The sequence below is a fragment of the Geodermatophilus sp. SYSU D01176 genome (assembly GCF_054050015.1).
In genome coordinates, this window is record NZ_JBJGYN010000019.1 from 18,639 (window position 1) to 36,924 (window position 18,286).

General features: G+C 70.2%; 14 protein-coding genes. 12 read left to right on the top strand and 2 right to left on the bottom strand.

Going from position 1 to position 18,286, the window contains the following annotated elements:
* The first annotated feature begins 50 nt into the window (after nucleotides 1-50).
* The 6 genes from lepB (at nucleotide 51) to ACI78Z_RS12235 (ending at nucleotide 4,634) form a co-directional block, all read left to right on the top strand.
* Nucleotides 51-977 (top strand): signal peptidase I, encoded by a 927-nt coding sequence (gene lepB / locus ACI78Z_RS12210; protein ID WP_457036802.1) that lies wholly within the window; start codon nucleotides 51-53, stop codon nucleotides 975-977.
* Between the two features lie 265 nt (nucleotides 978-1,242).
* Nucleotides 1,243-1,953, top strand: coding sequence for a LuxR C-terminal-related transcriptional regulator (locus tag ACI78Z_RS12215; protein ID WP_457036803.1), 711 nt, complete (start codon nucleotides 1,243-1,245; stop codon nucleotides 1,951-1,953).
* Nucleotides 1,954-2,216: 263 nt separating this feature from the next.
* Complete coding sequence (locus ACI78Z_RS12220; RefSeq protein WP_457036804.1) at nucleotides 2,217-2,900, top strand: ribonuclease HII; 684 nt, start codon at nucleotides 2,217-2,219, stop codon at nucleotides 2,898-2,900.
* Entirely contained in the window at nucleotides 2,897-3,217 is a 321-nt protein-coding gene (locus ACI78Z_RS12225; protein WP_012949990.1) for a DUF2469 domain-containing protein, read from the top strand. The genes ACI78Z_RS12220 and ACI78Z_RS12225 overlap by 4 nt, the downstream gene beginning before the upstream one ends.
* Before the next feature lie 131 nt (nucleotides 3,218-3,348).
* Complete coding sequence (locus ACI78Z_RS12230; RefSeq protein WP_457036805.1) at nucleotides 3,349-3,708, top strand: YraN family protein; 360 nt, start codon at nucleotides 3,349-3,351, stop codon at nucleotides 3,706-3,708.
* Entirely contained in the window at nucleotides 3,705-4,634 is a 930-nt protein-coding gene (locus tag ACI78Z_RS12235) for an ATP-binding protein (RefSeq protein WP_457036806.1), read from the top strand. Before ACI78Z_RS12230 ends, ACI78Z_RS12235 begins: the two co-directional genes overlap by 4 nt.
* A gap of 74 nt (nucleotides 4,635-4,708) precedes the next feature.
* On the opposite strand, the gene ACI78Z_RS12240 is transcribed toward ACI78Z_RS12235, so the two are convergent.
* Entirely contained in the window at nucleotides 4,709-7,186 is a 2,478-nt protein-coding gene (locus tag ACI78Z_RS12240) for a TIR domain-containing protein (RefSeq protein WP_457036807.1), read from the bottom strand.
* A gap of 576 nt (nucleotides 7,187-7,762) precedes the next feature.
* A complete protein-coding gene (locus ACI78Z_RS12245; RefSeq protein ID WP_457036808.1) occupies nucleotides 7,763-8,344 on the bottom strand; it encodes a hypothetical protein in 582 nt (193 codons plus the stop codon).
* A 2,289-nt stretch (nucleotides 8,345-10,633) separates the two neighbouring features.
* Here ACI78Z_RS12245 and ACI78Z_RS12250 point away from each other — a divergent pair.
* The 6 genes from ACI78Z_RS12250 (at nucleotide 10,634) to ACI78Z_RS12275 (ending at nucleotide 18,284) form a co-directional block, all read left to right on the top strand.
* Nucleotides 10,634-12,508: a toll/interleukin-1 receptor domain-containing protein gene (locus ACI78Z_RS12250; protein ID WP_457036809.1), complete on the top strand. Its 1,875-nt coding sequence runs from the start codon at nucleotides 10,634-10,636 to the stop codon at nucleotides 12,506-12,508.
* Nucleotides 12,509-14,067: 1,559 nt separating this feature from the next.
* Nucleotides 14,068-14,691: an ATP-binding protein gene (locus tag ACI78Z_RS12255; RefSeq protein WP_457036810.1), complete on the top strand. Its 624-nt coding sequence runs from the start codon at nucleotides 14,068-14,070 to the stop codon at nucleotides 14,689-14,691.
* A complete protein-coding gene (dprA, locus tag ACI78Z_RS12260) occupies nucleotides 14,688-15,953 on the top strand; it encodes a DNA-processing protein DprA (protein WP_457036811.1) in 1,266 nt (421 codons plus the stop codon). The genes ACI78Z_RS12255 and dprA overlap by 4 nt, the downstream gene beginning before the upstream one ends.
* Nucleotides 15,954-16,036: 83 nt before the next feature.
* The gene (locus ACI78Z_RS12265; RefSeq protein WP_457036812.1) at nucleotides 16,037-16,972 is read left to right on the top strand and encodes a tyrosine recombinase XerC; all 936 of its coding nucleotides are present in this window, start codon (nucleotides 16,037-16,039) and stop codon (nucleotides 16,970-16,972) included.
* A 116-nt stretch (nucleotides 16,973-17,088) separates the two neighbouring features.
* Complete coding sequence (gene whiG, locus ACI78Z_RS12270) at nucleotides 17,089-17,889, top strand: RNA polymerase sigma factor WhiG (protein WP_457036813.1); 801 nt, start codon at nucleotides 17,089-17,091, stop codon at nucleotides 17,887-17,889.
* Between the two features lie 83 nt (nucleotides 17,890-17,972).
* Nucleotides 17,973-18,284 (top strand): antibiotic biosynthesis monooxygenase family protein, encoded by a 312-nt coding sequence (locus tag ACI78Z_RS12275; RefSeq protein ID WP_457036814.1) that lies wholly within the window; start codon nucleotides 17,973-17,975, stop codon nucleotides 18,282-18,284.
* Nucleotides 18,285-18,286 lie beyond the last annotated feature (2 nt).

Consider the following 18,286-nt stretch of genomic DNA (forward strand, 5'->3'; position numbering starts at 1 on the left):
CCGGTCCGGCCTGACCACGGCGGGTCTCCCGCGGCCGTACGCTGGCTCCGATGAGCAGTGACCGGCCCGGGTGGCCCGCCGATGTCGTTCCGGAGGGGGAGGATCCCCGGGCGACCGGGTCCACCGCCGACACCGGCCCCATCCGCCCCGTCGCCGGCCGCCGCGCCCGCCGGCGCGAGCAGGAGGCGAAGAAGGGCTCGCTGCTGCGCGAGCTGCCGGTGCTGCTGCTGATCGCGTTCGTGCTCGCGCTGCTGGTGAAGACCTTCCTCGTGCAGGCGTTCTTCATCCCGTCGGGATCCATGGAACGGACCCTGCACGGCTGCCCCGGCTGCACCGGCGACCGCGTCCTGGTCAACAAGGTGCCCTACTGGTTCGGCGAGCCCGAGCCCGGCGACATCGTCGTCTTCGAGGGTCCGGAGAGCTGGTCCCCGGAGGTCGACGTCGCGGAGCCCGGCAACTGGGCTTCCAGCGGCCTGCTGTGGCTGGGCCGTGCGATCGGGGTGGCCCCGCCCAGCGAGGACGACTTCGTCAAGAGGGTCATCGCCACCGGTGGCCAGACGGTGCAGTGCTGCGATCCCGAGGGCCGGGTCATCGTGGACGGCGTACCGCTCGACGAGCCCTACGTCTTCGAGGACACCCCGCTGGAGAGCCGGGCGTTCGGGCCGGTGACCGTCCCTGAGGACCGGCTGTGGGTGATGGGTGACCACCGGTCGGCGTCGGCGGACTCCAAGGCGCACATCGGCGACGAGTACTCCGGGACCGTCGCGGTGGACGACGTCATCGGCAAGGCCGCGCTGATCGTCTGGCCGCTCGACCGTTTCGGCACCCTCGGCTCGCCCGACATCCAGGGCACCGAGGCGGCCGGCGTGCCGGTCTCCGGCGCCGCGGCCGTCGCCGCTCCGTACGCGATGGGCCTCGTCGGCGCCGTGCCCCTCGCCGCCTGGCGACGGCGACGACGCCGGTCCCGCAGCGGCTGACCGCTCCCACGCTCCCTCGGCCCGCACCTCCCGGACCCCCCGGGGCGTGCGGGTCGAGTCGTCTCGCGGGTGCGCGGGGAATGGCGTCGCCATGTCGACACGAATGCGCTCGGTCTCCATTTAGCCGTTACCGGTGTGACTCGACAGGGCCGTGAGTGGCGCTCGAAAATTCTCCAAGAAATGTTGGAAAAGCGTTCAAGCACCCGTCTCACCCGTCCGATGGAGATCGTGAGAAGTTCCCCGAACGTGTGAAACGGAGTCTGTTGTGTCCGCACCCATGGCGAGCGCCGCTCGTGGCGTCACCCGCGTGCTCATCCTCGCCGACGCCCCCGTCCTGCGCCGTGGGCTGGTGAGCATGGTCAACGAGACCGCCGGCATGCAGTCGGTCGGGACTCCGGGCGAGCTGCGCCGCGCCCTCACCCTCGTCGAGACCGCCCGCCCCGACGCGGTGATCGTGGAGCTGGGCTCGGGCCGCGCCGCGACCCTGAACGCCTGCCGCGACCTGCGCCGCCGGTACCCCCGGGTGACGATCGTGGCCCTCGGCACCTCCGAGGACCCCGCGGTGGTGAACGAGGCGCTGGCCGCCGGCGTCCGCGGGTACCTGATGCTCAACACCTCGCCGACCCTGCTCGGCTGGGCCATCCTGGCCGCCCGCGCCGGCCGCACCGTCGTGGACCCGCAGATCCGCCGCGTCGAGCCGTCGGCCGCGCCCGCCCCGAAGCCGTTCGCCCCCGAGGTGCCGCTGACCCGCCGCGAGTCCGACGTCCTCGACGAGCTCATCCAGGGCCAGTCGAACCGGCAGATCGGCCGCAACCTGTTCATCAGCGAGGACACGGTGAAGTCCCACGTCAAGGCCATCCTGCGCAAGCTGGGTGCCCGCGACCGGGCGCACGCGGTCTCGCTGGTCCTGTCCTCCCGCAACCCGGCCGCCTGCACCTGCGGCGCCCACGCCGCCCTGGCGCCGGCCGAGGCCTGAGGGAGGACCCCCCTGCAGGGCCACGCCGCTCGCAGGCTGGCCTCGCCAGGCCGCTCCGGCGGCCGACGGTCCACGGGCCGGCCCCCTCTGACCCCGGGGGCCGGCCCGTGGCGTTCCCGGAGGGCGGCGCGCACTCGACCGGCCGTCGGGCGTCGTACTGTCGGACCGCGATGGCTGTCCGTACCACCCCCGCTCCTCCCGGGCCGCGGAGCCGTGCCCGCGCCGACGCGTCCGCCGACGACCGGCCCGATGCCCTCTGGGAGATGGAGCGCTCCCTGCGCCGCCGCGGCTTCGCCGCGGTCGCCGGTGCCGACGAGGCCGGCCGCGGGGCCTGCGCCGGGCCGCTCGTCGCCGCCGCCTGCGTCCTGCCCGCCGGCCGTCGGGGCAGGGTCCCCGGCCTCGCCGACTCCAAGCTGCTGACCGCCGCCACCCGTGAGCGGGTCTACCAGGAGGTCGTCGACCGCGCCGAGACGTGGTCGGTGGTGGTGATGCCGGTCGCCGACCTCGACGCGCGGGGCATGCACGTCACCAACATCGAGGCGCTGCGCCGCGCGGTGTGGGCCCTCGACCCCGGCGCGGACTACGTGCTCACCGACGGCTTTCCCGTCCCCGGCCTGGCCCGGCCCACCCTCGCCGTGTGGAAGGGCGACCGGGTGGCGGCGTGCGTGGCGGCGGCATCGGTCCTGGCCAAGGTCACCCGCGACCGCATCATGCTGGACCTGCACGAGCGCTGGCCCGAGTACGACTTCGCCGTCCACAAGGGCTACAGCACTGCCGCGCACGACGCCGCCCTCCTGCGGTACGGGCCCTGTCCCGAGCACCGGACGCGCTTCGTCAACGTGGCCCGGGCCCGCGACGCACACGCCGCTCGGGGACTCCAGCTGACCGGCTCGGCGGCCATGGTCGATGATGGGGTCATGCGCCCTGTGTCCGGAGAGCCGCGATGAGCACCGAGGACCTGGAGAAGTACGAGACCGAGATGGAGCTGCAGCTCTATCGCGAGTACCGGGACATCGTCAGGCAGTTCACCTACGTGGTGGAGACCGAGCGGCGCTTCTACCTCGCCAACTCCGTGGACCTTCAGGTCCGCGAGGCCGGCGGCGAGGTCTACTTCGAGCTCAAGCTCTCCGACGCCTGGGTGTGGGACATGTACCGGCCGGCGCGGTTCGTCCGCAACGTGCGGGTGCTGACGTTCAAGGACGTCAACGTCGAGGAGCTGGACAAGCCCGATCTCGAGCTGCCCGACGGCCCCCGGCTGACCTGATCTGCGCGTCACGGGCCCGAGGCTGACCCGCCCGGTGACATCCCCGGGTCGGGCGTCCACAGGCGGCGCCGGTGTCCACAGATCGGCTCGCTGACTGTCCCGGCCGGTCCGGGCGGACGACGGTCGGCCGGGTGCGAACGACATCGGACCTCGGCGCCCACGGCGAGCGCATCGCCGCCGCCTACCTGACCGACCACGGCCTGCGCGTCCTCGACCGGAACTGGCGCTGTCGCGACGGCGAGCTCGACATCGTCGCCCGGGACGGCGACGCATTGGTCTTCTGCGAGGTCAAGACCCGGCGCGCGGTCGGCTTCGGCCACCCCGTCGAGGCGGTGGGCCACGTCAAGCAGCGCCGGCTCCGGGTGCTGGCCCAGCGGTGGCTGGCCGCACACGACGAGCACGCCCCCGAGCTGCGCTTCGACGTCGTCGGCGTGCTGGTGCGCAGCGACCGGCCGGCGCTGGTCACCCACCTGCAGGCGGCGTTCTCGTGACGCTGGCGCGGACCTGGTCGGTGGGCCTGGCCGGGGTGCACGGCGCGCTGGTCGACGTCGAGGTGGACCTCTCGGCCGGGGTGCCCGGCGTGGTGCTGGTCGGGCTGCCCGACGCCGTCGTCCGCCAGTCGGTGGACCGGGTGCGGGCGGCGGTGGTGAACGCCGGCGGGAAGTGGCCGCTGCGGCGGATCACCATCGGGCTGTCCCCGGCCTCGATGCCCAAGCAGGGCAGCGGCTTCGACCTGGCGCTGGCCGCCGCGGTCCTGGCCGCCGACGGCGCGGTGCCGGCCGAGTCGGTGGGCCGCCTGGTGCTGCTCGGGGAGCTCGGACTCGACGGCTCAGTGCGCACCGTCCGCGGCGTGCTGCCCGCCGTGCTCGCCGCCGCCCGCGCCGGGCACGCCACGGTGGTGGTGCCCGCGGGCAACGCCGGCGAGGCGGCGCTGGTGGAGGGCGTCGAGGTGCTGGCCGCCGGCACCCTCGCGGAGGTGGTCGCCCACCTGAAGGGCCGGGCGCGGTTGCCCCGGCACACCCGCCCGTCGCTGCCGCCGGCACCGCCCGGCCCCGACCTGGGGGACGTCGTCGGCCAGCCGATCGGCCGCCGCGCGGTGGAGGTCGCCGCCGCCGGCGGGCACCACCTGTACCTCAGCGGGCCGCCCGGGGCCGGCAAGACCATGCTCGCCGAACGCCTGCCCGGCCTGCTCCCCGCGCTGGACGAGCAGGCGGCGCTGGAGGTCACCGCCATCCACTCGGTCGCCGGGACGCTGCCGCCGGAGTCCCCGCTGGTGACCCGCCCGACGTTCGAGGCGCCGCACCACTCCGCGACGATGGCCGCCCTCGTCGGCGGTGGGTCGGGGCTGATCCGCCCCGGCGCGCTGTGCCGGGCGCATGCCTGTGAGGTGACTCTGGAGAGTGTTCGCCGCAGTTGACGCAAAACCAGACGGCCATCAGGCACGAATTGTCGCATGGAGCACTCACCGACTGGCGTAGCCGCGGTGACGCATCAGCGCTTGAAAGCTAACGATTTCAGTAGCCGTTGATACCCACTAGGGTTGTAGAGCTCGGCCCAGTGACGTTTCTTGAGTCGATCGGGGACTTCGCAGGGCTCGAGGAGAACCGGAATCAGAAAGATCGAGCCCGGCGGCTGCTCGTCGGCCACATCCAGGGCGTAGTTAAGCTCTTTCTGCACATAGCCCGTCTTGGTGATTGAGGCCTGCGACAGGCAGGCGAGCACATACTGGCAGGCGCGGATAGCCTTTCTGATCTCGTCTTCCCAGTCCTGTCCAGGGAGCAAGTCCTCCTCGTCGAACCAACATGGAACGCCGTCACGCTTCAATTGGTGATACAAGTTTCGAACTCGTTCCTTGTCTCCGGATGAGTGACAGAGGAACGCCTTCCCGTACTTCGGCAAATCTTCGGAGTACTGGAGCTCTGTGAGCAACCGGTCAATCCTATCAAAGTTGCGGCGCGTCAGATCGGCTCTGCTCCTCAGTGCTAGCAGCAACTCACGTGCAGTCTCCCTGAGGTTCTCGTCGTCTTCGGTATCCAGGGCCTCGCGTAATTGGCCGATGAACTCCGACTGCTGATCCGGCGTCAGCTGTGCCGTCCCGATCGCCGAGCCCAGCCGGATTAGGTACGCGAACGGAATTGGGGGTGACTTCGGCAGGGGGTCCGGCAGCGGGCGTCTCGCGCTCGCGGCCTGCTGGATGGCGTCGAGCAGTGCCACTCCGTTGGCCAGGGTCCGCTCTTGGTAGTCGACCACCTGGATGTCGGCGACCGGGGTGAGGCGGAGCTTGCCCACGGGGCCGACCTGGACAGAGAGGATCGGCAGACCCAGCGCTCGGGCGTAGGACAACTCCGCCAGGCACGGCTTGGACGCCAGGGAGTTGCGGGACAGGCAGAACAGGAAGACGTCGCACTCCCGGATCTGCCGCAGGATGTCCTGCCACCACGGGTCCCCGCCCCCAAGCTCCCGGTTGGCCGACACCGAGAGGTGCACCCGTTGAAGGTCCGCGACGAGCTCCTCGACCGCGGTTCCGTCTTGCCGGGAGTAGCTGACGAACAGCCGCCCAGGGGTGTCGCGGGCCGTCAGGTCGGTGAGCAGTCGGTCGATCGCCTGGGCGTTGCGGTAGGTCACGTCGGGTCGCCGGCGAAGCGCTCCCAAGAGGTCGCGGGCGTCGTCCCTGGCCCCCTCATCGTCCTCCGTCTCCAGGACCTCGCGCAGATGCCGGATGAAGTCGCCCTGCTGGTCGGGCGTCAGCTGGGCTGCCCCGATGGCCGAGCCCAGCCGGAGCAGGTACTCGAACGGAACGGGCGGTGGTTTGGGCAGCGGGTCGGGCAGGGGCCGCGCATGCGTTGCCGCCTCGTCCACGGCGGCCAGGGCATTGAATGCCGACACCGCATCATCCGGCCGGAAGGAGATGATTTTTGGGTCCGCCAACGGCGTCGCCGGGAACTCAGTCACGTGACCGGCCTGGACCGGCAGGACGGGGCGCCCGAGAGCCAGCGCATAGTTTAGCTCCTGCCGGCTGCGCTTCGAGTGCAATGACTCGTCCGACAACAGGAAAACGAAGACGGTAGCGGAGCGAATGCCGTCCAAGATCGTGTCCCACTGAGCGACGCCTCCCTCGAGATCAGATCGCACCTTGCGCCCGGCCGCTTCGAAGAGTCGGGCAAGCGATCTGGCGACGTCCTCGTCGATCCTCGAGCAACTTACAAAAATGGTCGTGTCTGTCGGGCGTCGTGCATGGGTAATGTTGACTTGTGTTTCGAAGCCCAGCAACGCTTCGAGCGTATCCTCCGCGCGCCAAGCCGGGGCGCACGCCAGCATCAGTTGTCGTGAGGCGAGCTCGACATCGGGATCACGGATCCCATGCATTAGCGTCCACGCCCTCGTCCTAAAGGGAGGGGCAAGGTCGTCCTGGGTGAACAACATGTTCTCGCCGTTGTGTAACTGCCTCCACAGGTCGGGTCGCCGAGAGAGCGCCAAGAGGGAGGTATAGATCACCAGGCCGGGAAAGGTGTCCATCCATCGGCCCCATTGACTGTCGGGCCGCTGGTAATTGGGGTGCCCAATTTCCGGAGGCGGAGACTCGGAGCGACACGCGGGAATCCAGGACCTGTCGAAGTCGACCAGGCGAAAGGAACCCGATGTGTCGACAAGCACGTTGCCGTGAGCGAGGTCGCCGTGCGCGAACTCGGCCGCCTGGAGCCGGCTGACGAAGTGGCGCCACCTACCGGCGAGCTGGGCTAGCGCCCCTAAGTCCGCCTTGGTGGTGAGTTGCGCGACGTACGCGTCAAGGGTACGTCCTTCTATCCACTCACTCTGCACCATTGGCCAGGTCGAGTCGTTCACCGCAATCGCGTCGTCAACCCACATCGGCATCGACACGCAGTCCTCTATGCCGTGCGAATGGAGGTGTCCGGCGAGTGCGGTGTAGCGCGTGCTACTAGAGGCGCTCTCTGCGATGAAGAAGCGCAATGCTAAGTCCACTCCCTCCACCCGTGCCCGGAAGACGACGGCCGCATTGCCTGAGGCGGGCACCGGGATGCCCCAAACGGGGTGAAGGGTAAAGACAGCCCTGCGTAGTGAAGGCACTTGAAACGCGCGATCCGGTTGCTGTACCGCTGTCACATAGTCTTCGATGTTTGGAAAGGCCGTCACTGAAACCCCTCAAAGCAGCTCAGCGTTGATATCAGTGGTCCCGACGCGCATCAGCGCCTTGTCGTCGCAGTCGTTTCCGACCCGCGTTGCTCGGGGCACCGGGCGTCGGAACAGGCACGGTTGGTGAGGTCGGCCCTGTCCTTGTACCGATGTCCCATCCGCTCCGGCTCTGACGGGACTGTGGTGACCCTCATGGGATCGAGACCTCAGTGCTGAACCACAAGAGCGGGGAAGTGGCCGAACGCCTGCGCCGCGTCTATATGCGCCAGAGTGGCACGTTGTCACGGCTAATTCGTGGCAGTGCTGGGCGCGCAGTTTATCCTGCGCCTTCTCTTCTGTGCAGCCAGCCGTCGTATTCGGAGACGTGGCGACCTCCCCGCTATACATGACAGCTCAGTGGCCTCGGTCGTTGTGTCGTGTCCCAATTTCCAGAAACGCTACTGCTTTCGAAAGATCGGCGTTGAACACCAGACCGCGGGCACCCGCGGCCAAGTGAGTCTGTGTCCGGCGGGCGTTGTTGATGATCGACTGCGGCAGCGGGCTGCTGATCGAGAAGAGGGTCGGCCCGGGCGGGGGTAGGCCCGTGTCACTGGCCGGAAAATATACTCCCGGGGCCCAGAGGGGGGATAGGAAGAGATTGAACAATAGAGCTTGGCCATCGGCTGTCTCGATCCCGACGAGTCGTTTGGCCCACGTTCGAAGGTCGGCGCCTTTATAGGGGCTGTCGGTTACCTGTCCGTCGGTGATGTTAATTATGATGGGGGGAAAAGAGTTCGGGAAGGCGTCTGCCCAGTCGTTGATGTATGCGCCGGTCGTTGCGACAGCCTGGCACATGGGTGCGCCGAATCCGTGGGAGGGCTCGACCCATATGGGAAGCTTCTGCCTGGCCGAGGTGCCGTCGACTGGCGCTTCGTCGCGGACCGCGATGGGATGGTCGGCCAGCTCTGGAAGTGGGACGATGGCGCGCGCGGCCATGGAGGGGGGCAACGCTGATTCGATGCCTTCCCGCCCTGTGCTCGGCCGGAACCCGTAGCCGAAGATGCCAACGTAGAAATAGGGGCGTATCGGCTGGCCCGGTTCCCTTGTGGACTTGACACACAACTCCAATAGGACTTTGTTTACAGCTCGTGCCGCTAGTTCGGCCAGGCTCCGTCCAGAGCGGGACCACTGTTCCTGCATTGAACTCGACCTGTTGATTAGGAACATGACGCAGCCAGGAGTGGAGCGAGAGAAGGCCTGCGTATACACCGATCCTCCGGTGGGCCTTAGACGATGTGCTAGGTGGAATTGCGAGCGTGTCGGGGCGCTGGCCCCCTCCCTCGGCGGGCGACATTGGCTGTGTGCGCCCAACCGGCGTTCAGTGCCACGCACATCTGCAGCGTTCATGGCTGAAGGCGAACCTTGGGTTCTGGCGGGCGCATGCGGAAGTCGCCGCAGTGTGGACGCGGCGCAGGCGCATCGCCCCGGTGTGGGGGCGCAGTTCCACCGTGGTGCCCGAGAAGCCGAGCTCGCTGGAGAATAGATCGAGCCTGCTGACAATCCAGCGGTCGGAACTGCTGCTCCAACCCTTGCCTATCGAGGCGTCCCGCACCACGGCCCCGGCGGCCCACGGTCATCACATTCGCCAAAGAGTCTGTGTAAGGGCGCCATCGTCGTCCCACGCTCCTGCATGCGCGCGGGCTGGAGCGGATTCGCCTCGTCCGATCGTCGGCAAGAGGCGGAGGTTGGTCACGTGGCCACCCCGCACCAAGAGCATCGGCGAAACCAGCGCCCGCGCGTATGGCAGGTTGGCCAAGCAGATCTTCGAGGCCACGGATTGGTCGGACAGATCGAACGGGAAGACGTTGCACGCCTGGATCCGTCGCAGGATGTCCTGCCACCACGGGTTTCCACCACGGAGAGCTCAGGTTGTGCCACTCCGGGAGGTGCACCCGTCTCAGGTCCGTGACGAGGTCCCGGACCGCAACTTCGTCCTGCCGGGAGTAGCCGATGAACACCCGCACACGCACAGGCCCACCTCCGCCGCGCCCATCGCACGGACCTTCATGATGAGCCGACCCAGCCCTGCTGTTGCGCCTTCACCCCGTGCCTACTCAAACGGGCTGCGCAGCCGGCAGCCCCCAGCGGGTCTTCGCCGACGGGTCTTGCTGCTGTTGACAAAGCTGGCCGATCAGCTCGCGCGAGGGTGCGGTCGGCCATCCGGCGCCGGGAGCAGGACAGGCACGGATGTGGACGTGCGGCGGCGCCCAGGCTGTCACACAAGGTGGCGGCAGGGCGCGGCGGGGTACATGCAAGCACCCCCGGGCAGCTGTATGAGACGGACCTGGATCGCTGTGCCGTCGGCGGCTCCCACATCCGGGCCCTTGCAGGGGGGACCACGTCGGCACGTCGCCGGTCGCCGGCTTCAGTGTTCATCGCTTCCCCGCGGACATGAGGGTGTCCATCCGCTGCCTCGTCGAGGTCGCGCATCGGCTGCAGCCGCCGCCACAGCTCCGTCGGGAGGTCGGTGTCCCGCAAGGCGGCGAGGCAGCGCACCTTGACCTCGGCGGCGACGCTCTGCGGGCTCTGGTGGGCGGGTGACGGTGGGCGGACACTCGATCGGCAGCATCAGGGCATGCCGCCGCCACACACGCCCTCCACCGCAACGAAGGCGGACACGAGCATGAAGGTCCGTAGCCCGGTCGGCCATTGGTTGCGCCAGTGCGCCGACCGCATCATCCGAGTCCGTGCACTCAGAAGGATGCACGCTCGCGACTCGGCGCAGCGCCGGTTCGACGAGGGACTCACAGCACGGCGAACCCGGCCGTCGGAGAGTCCCTGGGACTTCACCACCGAGGGCATGCCGTGAACGAGCACCCAACCTGAGACCTGCGTCCCCGAGGCGGTCGACCGGCCGCAGCCCGCGGGTAGCACGCTTGTCCGGATGGTCTTGAGTTATCGGCTGTGGAGCCTGGTGACCGCCATGGCGAACGGGGTACGTAGGCGCACGCCGGGGCAGCGATGCGCCGTAGTCCCCACTACGACCGCCCGGCCGGCACGTTGGTCCTCCTCGCGGTGGAGGTTCGTGACGGTGTCGTGACGTTTCCTTGCCATGCTGGCCCGGGGCTGTGTCCACAGCGTTGACCGGCCTCCTTCCCTTGACCACCATCGCGTTCCAAGAGCTCAAGCCCCTGGCCCCTGGGGCACGTCGTACCTTGCGACAGGCTCGACGGGGATCTCGAAGTTTCTAAGCGCGGGTGGGGAACGAGAGCCAGGAGAGACGTAATGCCGCTGAAGGTGTTCATCTCCTACTCGTCGGCCGATCGCGCCGAGGCGCTGGCGGTTCGTCGGCTTCTTTCCAACCGGGGCTGCACGGTCTGGTTGGACGTCTTCGACATCCGTGTCGCTGCCGATCTGAAAAGCGAGCTGGGCGGCGGGATCGCGGCCGCTGATGTCCTCTGTCTGTTGCTCTCGCCGACGGCCGTCGAATCGCCCTGGGTCGTCGAGGAGGTCGCGCGCGGCGAGGAGCAGGAAGCTGCGCGGGGCATGCGCCTGGTCGCCGTACTCCTCCGGCCGTGCCGGCCGCCCGACCGACTGCTTGGCCGCGTGATGCTGGACGCGACCGCCGGGATCACCTCACCCGACGTCGGCGCTCGGCTCGCGCGTGCGGTACTCGGTGCCGAAGTCGTCGGCGATCTGGAGATCGACGCGGCGATGCAGGCGGCGCTGCAGGCCAGAATGCACGAGATGGAAGCGGCGCTCGTGCTTCCCGAGCTCGCTACGAAACTCGACGCAGTGCGCGAGACACCGATTCGCAAGCTGGAGATTTCTTTCCGCCATGAAGCACTGCCGCGCGGCAAGGTGCTGGCGATCAGGTTCACGTTCGACCAACTCTTCTCGCAGCCGATGTGGTTCTACTTCGCCCACTACCGGGAGGGGCACACCTGGCCGCAGTGGATGAAGACCATGGGTGAGCGCGACTACCGCGAAGTGCGCAGCGACGGCAAGCGCGTCGATGGACGCTTCAAGTGGTTCGAGCATGTCCGCGTACTCAGCCCGAACCTGGACGGCACGCCCCTGCGCGATCTTCCGGCGACATTTGGCATAGAGCTGAGCGGCGAGACGTGGCGCCCGGGCGGCTTTATCCCCTTGTACCCCGGCGGCCCGGGGCTCCCGCACCTCCCGCAACGCATGGAGGTCCCGTCGCTCGCGGCGCTCATCAAAAAGAAGGCCACCTTCGATGTCTTGCTTTTCGGGGACGAGGAGGAGGCGGGCAAGCACGTTCCACTCGAGGAGAACGACCTCCACGTGCGGCTCGTCGGCACGGCGGGCGAGGTCGCCGTCACCCTCTTCCGCAGCGCGCACGCTCCCATCGAGCGCGCGGTTCTCCGGGGCGCGTTCCTGCAGAACCGCCCGTCGCCGATCGAGCGGGAGGCGATTCTCGCGCTGTACCCACGGCCGCATGAGCTCGCTGCGGCAGAGCGCCAGAGCCGTGACGAGGCAGCAGCGGCGTTGCTCAACAAGCCGGAGGAGTCGCTGTCTCCGGACGAGCGCCGCGTGGTCGGCCGACTCTTCTACGACAGAGCCCAGCTGCTGATGTTTCGGGTCTACCACGCGTCGCCGCCGCTCGGGTCGGAGGCCCGGACGCAGCTGCACCTGTCAGCCCTCCGGGCGTGCTCGACCGTGTGCCGGGTCCTCGGCCCGCTCGTCGTCGAGGATCCACGGTTCGACGACGTGGGGATGGCCTTCTGGGCAGCAAGCAACCTGGCTGCCTACTTCTCGGGGCACAAGCCGGAGCGTGCGGTCACGAACGCTCAGCTCGCGGCGAAGTTCGTGTGGGAGGCGAGCCGCCGGGATCCGGACGAGCCGGAGTATCAACGGTGGTACTCGGACGCGCTGCGACGGCTCGCCGAGGCAGAAGCGGCCACCGGCCGTCATACGGCCGCGCTGAAAAGCCTCGACACCTCGATCGAGGTCCTGCGCGCACTGTACGAGCAGCTTCCAACGCCCGGCCGGCGCGACGACGTCCGAAAAGCGATCGAGTCGGCGCTGCGGGACGTGGCGCACTGGCCGGTGGCGACATCCGCTGCGCGTGCGCGGTGGGCCAGTTTGGCTAGTACCGCGTCCGGCAACGTTGGCACTGAACGGCCCATTCAATGACAGTGCGGACGCCCAGGCTGCCCCAAGACGGCGACCAGCCGTCGCACCGCTGACTGACGGGGATGTCGTCAGGTGGCGGTCGGGTTCCACGGCCCGGGTCGGGGGTGGGCGTCAGGACTGGAGCGCCAGTGGTCGGCCAAGGGCGGTTAGGACCTTCGTCCTGCGCAGTCGGGCCAGTAGCAGCGAGGTGCTGCCGGCGTCGGAGGCCGGAACTCTGGCGGGAATGGCCTCCACATTCGGCAAGGCGAGGCTGTCGAGGCGGCTGACCGCCGCGGGCGGCGGGGTACATAGCGACACGCTGGGGCATCATCCTGAGAGGGCGCTTGGGCTTGCAGGGGAGTCGCAACAGCTTCCAGCCGCTGTTCGACTCCGCGAAGAGCCAGCTCCTGCCGCTCGGCGTCGCCCCCGACCGACTGATGAGCCAAGGCCACGAACGGTATGAGCGAGGTCTTGACAGGAGCGGCCGCGCGGCGCACAACAGGCGCATGACTAGCGGTGCTCAACAGTGCCGAGGTTGCAGTGGGACCGGCAGCGTCCGTCACATCGCATGCGGAGGACTTGGCTACTTCGTTAGAGATTCAACGCGCGTACGCTTCGATAATAGCGTGGAGTTCAATAGAGAACACGTGCCTTGTACTGGCTGCACGCAAGGCTATACCCGATGTGGAGAATGCGGCGGTAGTGGCCTCATCAACATCCCGTCAGCCTCCCGCGCTCCCGCGGCTCCACAAGGGGCACCCAATCGGCCTTCTAGGATACTTGTCACTCCAGAGCGGGCAACTCGGCTATGGGTGGCGAGTGCAACACGCTATCTACTTGGCGAGGATTGGGCGCCCGCCGGCGTGAGGCTGGATCCCCCAACTTACTACTACGAGTTTCTGCCAGGGGGCAGGTTCTTCTTTGCGAATTACAACTCCGGGAACTTGCACCACAACCTGATTCCTGCCATGTGGGAAACCATACTCCACAAATATAGTTGTGAGGTTCGAGGATGGTTCAGGTCCTATCGTAGCGGTGACGTCACCTTCTATGCCGATGAGCAGTGCACCAACCAAACCCGCGCCGGCCGATGGCGGTGGCCACCAGGGGCCCACGACTGGCAGGGTAAAAGACAACGGCCCGCGCTCGAAGCGCGAGATCTTCTGTTCCTTCCCCTAGGGGCGGAGGATCCCTGGCTCTGAGGATCGCGATCGACGAGGAGTAAGTGCGCTGGTGTCGGCGACCGGCCTGCATCAGCGTGATGGGCGCCAGGTTGATGCAAGGCTTGTCGGGTCCGCGGCAGAGGAGATGGCAGCACGCCAGGCATCTCACTGAGATCATCACAGGGCGCTGAGACCATGGCATCAGCGCAGCAACTCTGTGATCCTCCGACGGGACGCCAGGCAGGCTAGCGTGAGGCGCACGACCCTAACCGGGAGTAGCTCGGCTTACCGCGCCGGCAGCGAGCGACCTGTGAAGCCTCAGCGCTGTGACGAAATCCGGCGACCTTGCTTAGTGGGCTCTGCTGGAGGCGGTGGCCTGACGTCTGGGCACATAGAAGCTCGCCAGGACACCGCGGCGTGCTCTTCCTCGACGAGGCGCCGGAGTTCCCGCGGGCGGTTCTGGACACCCTCCGGCAGCCGCTCGAGCGGGGATCGGTGACCATTTCTCGCGCTGGTGGTGCGGCCACCTTCCCGTGCCGCGCGCAGCTGGTGCTGGCGGCCAACCCCTGCCCGTGCGCCAGCGCTGCCGGGGACGCCGCCTGCACCTGCAGCCCGCTGGAGCGCCGGCGCTACCAGGCCCGGCTCTCCGGGCCGCTGCTCGACCGCATCGACCTGCGGGTCGACCTCCCCGCCGTCACCCGGGCCGCCTGGCTGGAGGCCGGGACGGCGCCCGAGCCGACCGCCGTTGTCGCCGGCCGGGTGGCGCAGGCCAGGGCGGCCGCGGCGGCGCGGCTGTCCGGGACGGGCCTGGGCCTCAACAGCCAGGTGCCGGGCCGGCTGCTGCGGGAGCGCTGGTCACCGCCCCGGCCGGCGCTGCGGCTGGTCGAGCGGGCCCTGGAGCGCGGGGCGCTGTCGGTGCGCGGCTACGACCGGGTGCTGCGGGTGGCGTGGACGCTCGCGGACCTGGCCGGACGCACCGTGCCCGGCCCGGACGAGGTGGCCGAGGCCCTCGGCCTGCGCCTGCAGCGGGCTGCGGCATGAGCGCCCTGCCGAGCCTCGACGAGGACATGGAGCAGGGGCTGGCGGAGGCGGCGTGCGACGGGCTCGCCGGGCCGGCGGTGCGGCGGGCGCGGGCGTGGCTGAGCCGGGCGGCCGAACCCGGCAGCGTCGTCTTCTGGCGCTTCGTCGAGGACGCCGGTCCGGTGGAGGCGGTCCGCGGGCTGCGGTCCGGTCGCGCGCCGGACGCCGTGCGGGCACTGGTCGGGGCCCGCGCCGGGCAGGACGCCTCGCTGGCGGACCTGCTGCGGGCCGAGCGCTGCGGCGCCCGGCTGGTCGTCCCCGAGGACCACGAGTGGCCGGCGCACCTGCTGCACTGCCTCACGCTGGCGACCAGCGAAGAGCCCGACGACCCGCGCCACCACGCGCCGCGCACGACCGCACCGGTGCCGCCGCTGGCGCTGTGGGTCCGGGGCGCCGCTCGACTCGACCAGCTGGCCGACCGGTCGGTGGCGATCGTCGGTGCCCGGGCGTCGACCGCCTACGGCGAGCACGTCGCCGGCGAGCTGGGCCACCAGCTGGGGGAGCGCGGCTGGACCGTCGTGTCCGGAGGTGCCTTCGGCATCGACGCGGCCGCGCACCGGGGCGCGCTGGCGGTGGACGCCCCGACCGTGGCGGTGCTGGCCTGCGGCGTCGACCGGGTCTACCCGGCCGCGCACGGGGCGCTGTTCCACCGCATCGCCGAGTCCGGGCTACTGGTCAGCGAGTGGCCACCCGGAGCGGCACCGCACAGGCACCGCTTCCTGGTCCGCAACCGGCTCATCGCCGCGCTGACCCGGGGCACGGTCGTCGTGGAGGCGGCGGCCCGGTCCGGCGCGCAGGCCACCGCGCGGCGGGCGCAGAAGCTGGGTCGGCAGGTCATGGTCGTCCCGGGCCCGGTCACCTCGGCGATGTCGGTGGGCTGCCACGAGCTGCTGCGCGACGTCGAGCTGGGCGCGGTCCTGGTCGCCGACGCCGCGCACGTGGTGGAGACCGTCGGCCGGCTGGGGGAGGACCTCGCCGACCCGCCGCAGCGCCCCACCGGTCCCCGCGACGGGCTCTCCGACGTGGCCGTCCGGGTGCTCGACGCCTGCCCGGTCCGCAGCGGGGTCGGTCCCGAGCGGCTGGCCCGGGTGGCCGGCTGCGACGTCCTCGACGTGCTGCGGGTACTGCCCGTGCTGGAGCTCGCCGACCTGGTCGAGCGGACCGACGCCGGGTGGCGGCTCACCCCGCCGCCGAAGCCGGCTGCCGGGGCGGGGCGGGGGTGACGGCAGGGGAGGAGGCGGCGTGAGGAGGAGCGGGGTCGGCGCGGCGGCTTGACCCCCGCCGGACCGCATCGGACCGTTTCCGGGTGACCGCCCGCACCAGCGACGCGCGCGCCGGGCTGCCGCCGGTGCTGGCGGAGGCGCTGGCCGGCTACGAGGAACACCTGCGCACCCAGCGGGACGTCTCCGAGCACACCGTGCGGGGCTACGTCGGCGACGCGGTCTGGCTGCTCGACCACCTGGCCCGCCGCGGGGGCACCCGGGTGGACGACCTGGACCTGGCGACCCTGCGCAGCTGGCTGGCCCAGGGCCGCACCCGTGGTGCCGGCCGGGCGACCACCGCCCGCCGGGCCGCGGCGGCCCGCTCCTTCACCGGGTGGCTGCGCCGGGCCGGTCTCACCCCCGAGGACGTGGGTCTGCGGCTGGTCAGCCCCAAGGCGCAGCGCACGCTGCCCGACGTGCTGGCTCCCGACCAGGCCCGTGTGGTGGTCGAGTCGGCGGGCGGGGCCGAGGAGCCGGCCGGACTGCGCGACGCGGTGGTCCTCGAGCTGCTCTACGCCAGCGGCGTCCGGGTCAGCGAGTTGGTCGGCCTGGACGTGGACGACGTCGACCGGGGCCGTCGCCTGCTGCGCGTGCTGGGCAAGGGCCGCAAGGAGCGCAGCGTCCCCTACGGCGTCCCGGCCGAGCGGGCGCTGGACGCCTGGCTCACCCGCGGCCGGCCGGCCCTCGCCACCGACCGCTCCGGCCCGGCGCTGCTGCTCGGCCTGCGCGGGGGGCGGCTGGACGCCCGGGAGGTCCGCCGCACCGTCCACGCCGCCGTGGCCGCCGCACCGGGCGCTCCCGACATCGGCCCCCACGGCCTGCGGCACTCCACGGCCACCCACGTGCTCGAGGGCGGGGCCGACCTGCGCTCGGTGCAGGAGCTGCTCGGGCACGCCAGCCTCGCGACCACCCAGATCTACACGCACGTCACGGTCGAGCGGCTCCGTGCCGTCCACGCCCAAGCGCACCCGCGCGCCTGAGAGGACCGCCGCCCGTGGATGAGACAGTTGGCCTGCGCGCCACCGGATCGCGCACCGCCGCCGTGCCCACCCCGAGGTCACCCGTCAGGGGCCTCCGACAGTCGGGAGCGCAGACCGTGACCGAGGCCGCCATCCACCGGCTCGACGAGACCCCGGACGACGCCGACGCCGCGCTGGCCGAGCTGTGGGCCGCCTACGTCGCCGACCGGGCGCCCGAGCTGCGCGACCGGCTGATCCTGCACTACGCGCCGCTGGTGAAGTTCGTCGCCGGCCGGGTCGGCAGCGGCCTGCCCGCGCACGTCGAGCAGGCCGACCTGGTGTCCTACGGCACCTTCGGCCTGATCGACGCGATCACCCGTTACCAGCCGTCGCGCGAGGTCAAGTTCGAGAGCTACGCGATGGCCCGCATCCGCGGCGCGATCATCGACGAGCTGCGCAGCACCGACTGGATCCCGCGGTCGGTGCGGATGAAGGCCCGGCAGTTCGAGCGCACCGTGGCCGCCCTGGAGAGCCGGTTGCAGCGCAGCCCCTCCGAGGAGGAGGTGGCCGCCGAGATGGACATGGACGTCGAGGAGGTCCGCAAGTTCCTCGGCCAGCTCTCCCTGGTCAACGTGGTGGCGCTCGACGAGCTGCTGTCCGACGACGAGGGGGGCGCCCCCCGCCTGGTCGACACGCTGCAGGACACCAGCGCGCTGGACCCGCAGGCCATGGCCGAGCACGGTGAGGCCCGCCAGCTGCTGGCCCGCGCGGTCGAGCAGCTGCCCGAGCGGGAGAAGGTCGTCGTCAGCCTCTACTACTTCGAGGGCCTGACCCTGGCCGACATCGGCCGGGTCCTCGGCGTGACCGAGAGCCGGATCTGCCAGCTGCACACCAAGGCCGTGCTGCACCTGCGCACCAAGCTCGCCGACATCGCGTGACGACAGCTCCGGGGGCACCGCAGCGAGGCGCGAGCGAGGAGCGGACCGGAGCGCGGAGTCGCGCCCGGGCCGTCGCCCGAGCAGTGGTCCTCGAGCACGCGCTGCTGCCGGTCGTCCCCGGACGGGAGGCCGACTTCGAGGCGGCGTTCGCCGAGGCCCGCGCCCTGATCGCCGCCAGCCCCGGCTTCCGGCGGCTCTCGCTGTCGCGCTGCCTCGAGCGGCCGGGCACCTACCTTCTGCTGGTCGAGTGGGAGCGCCTCGAGGACCACACCGAGGGCTTCCGCGGTTCGGCCGCCCACCGGCGCTGGCGGGAGCTCCTGCACGCCTTCTACGACCCGTTCCCGACGGTCGAGCACTTCCACGAGGTGCTCACCGCGACCCCCACCCGGGCCTGACG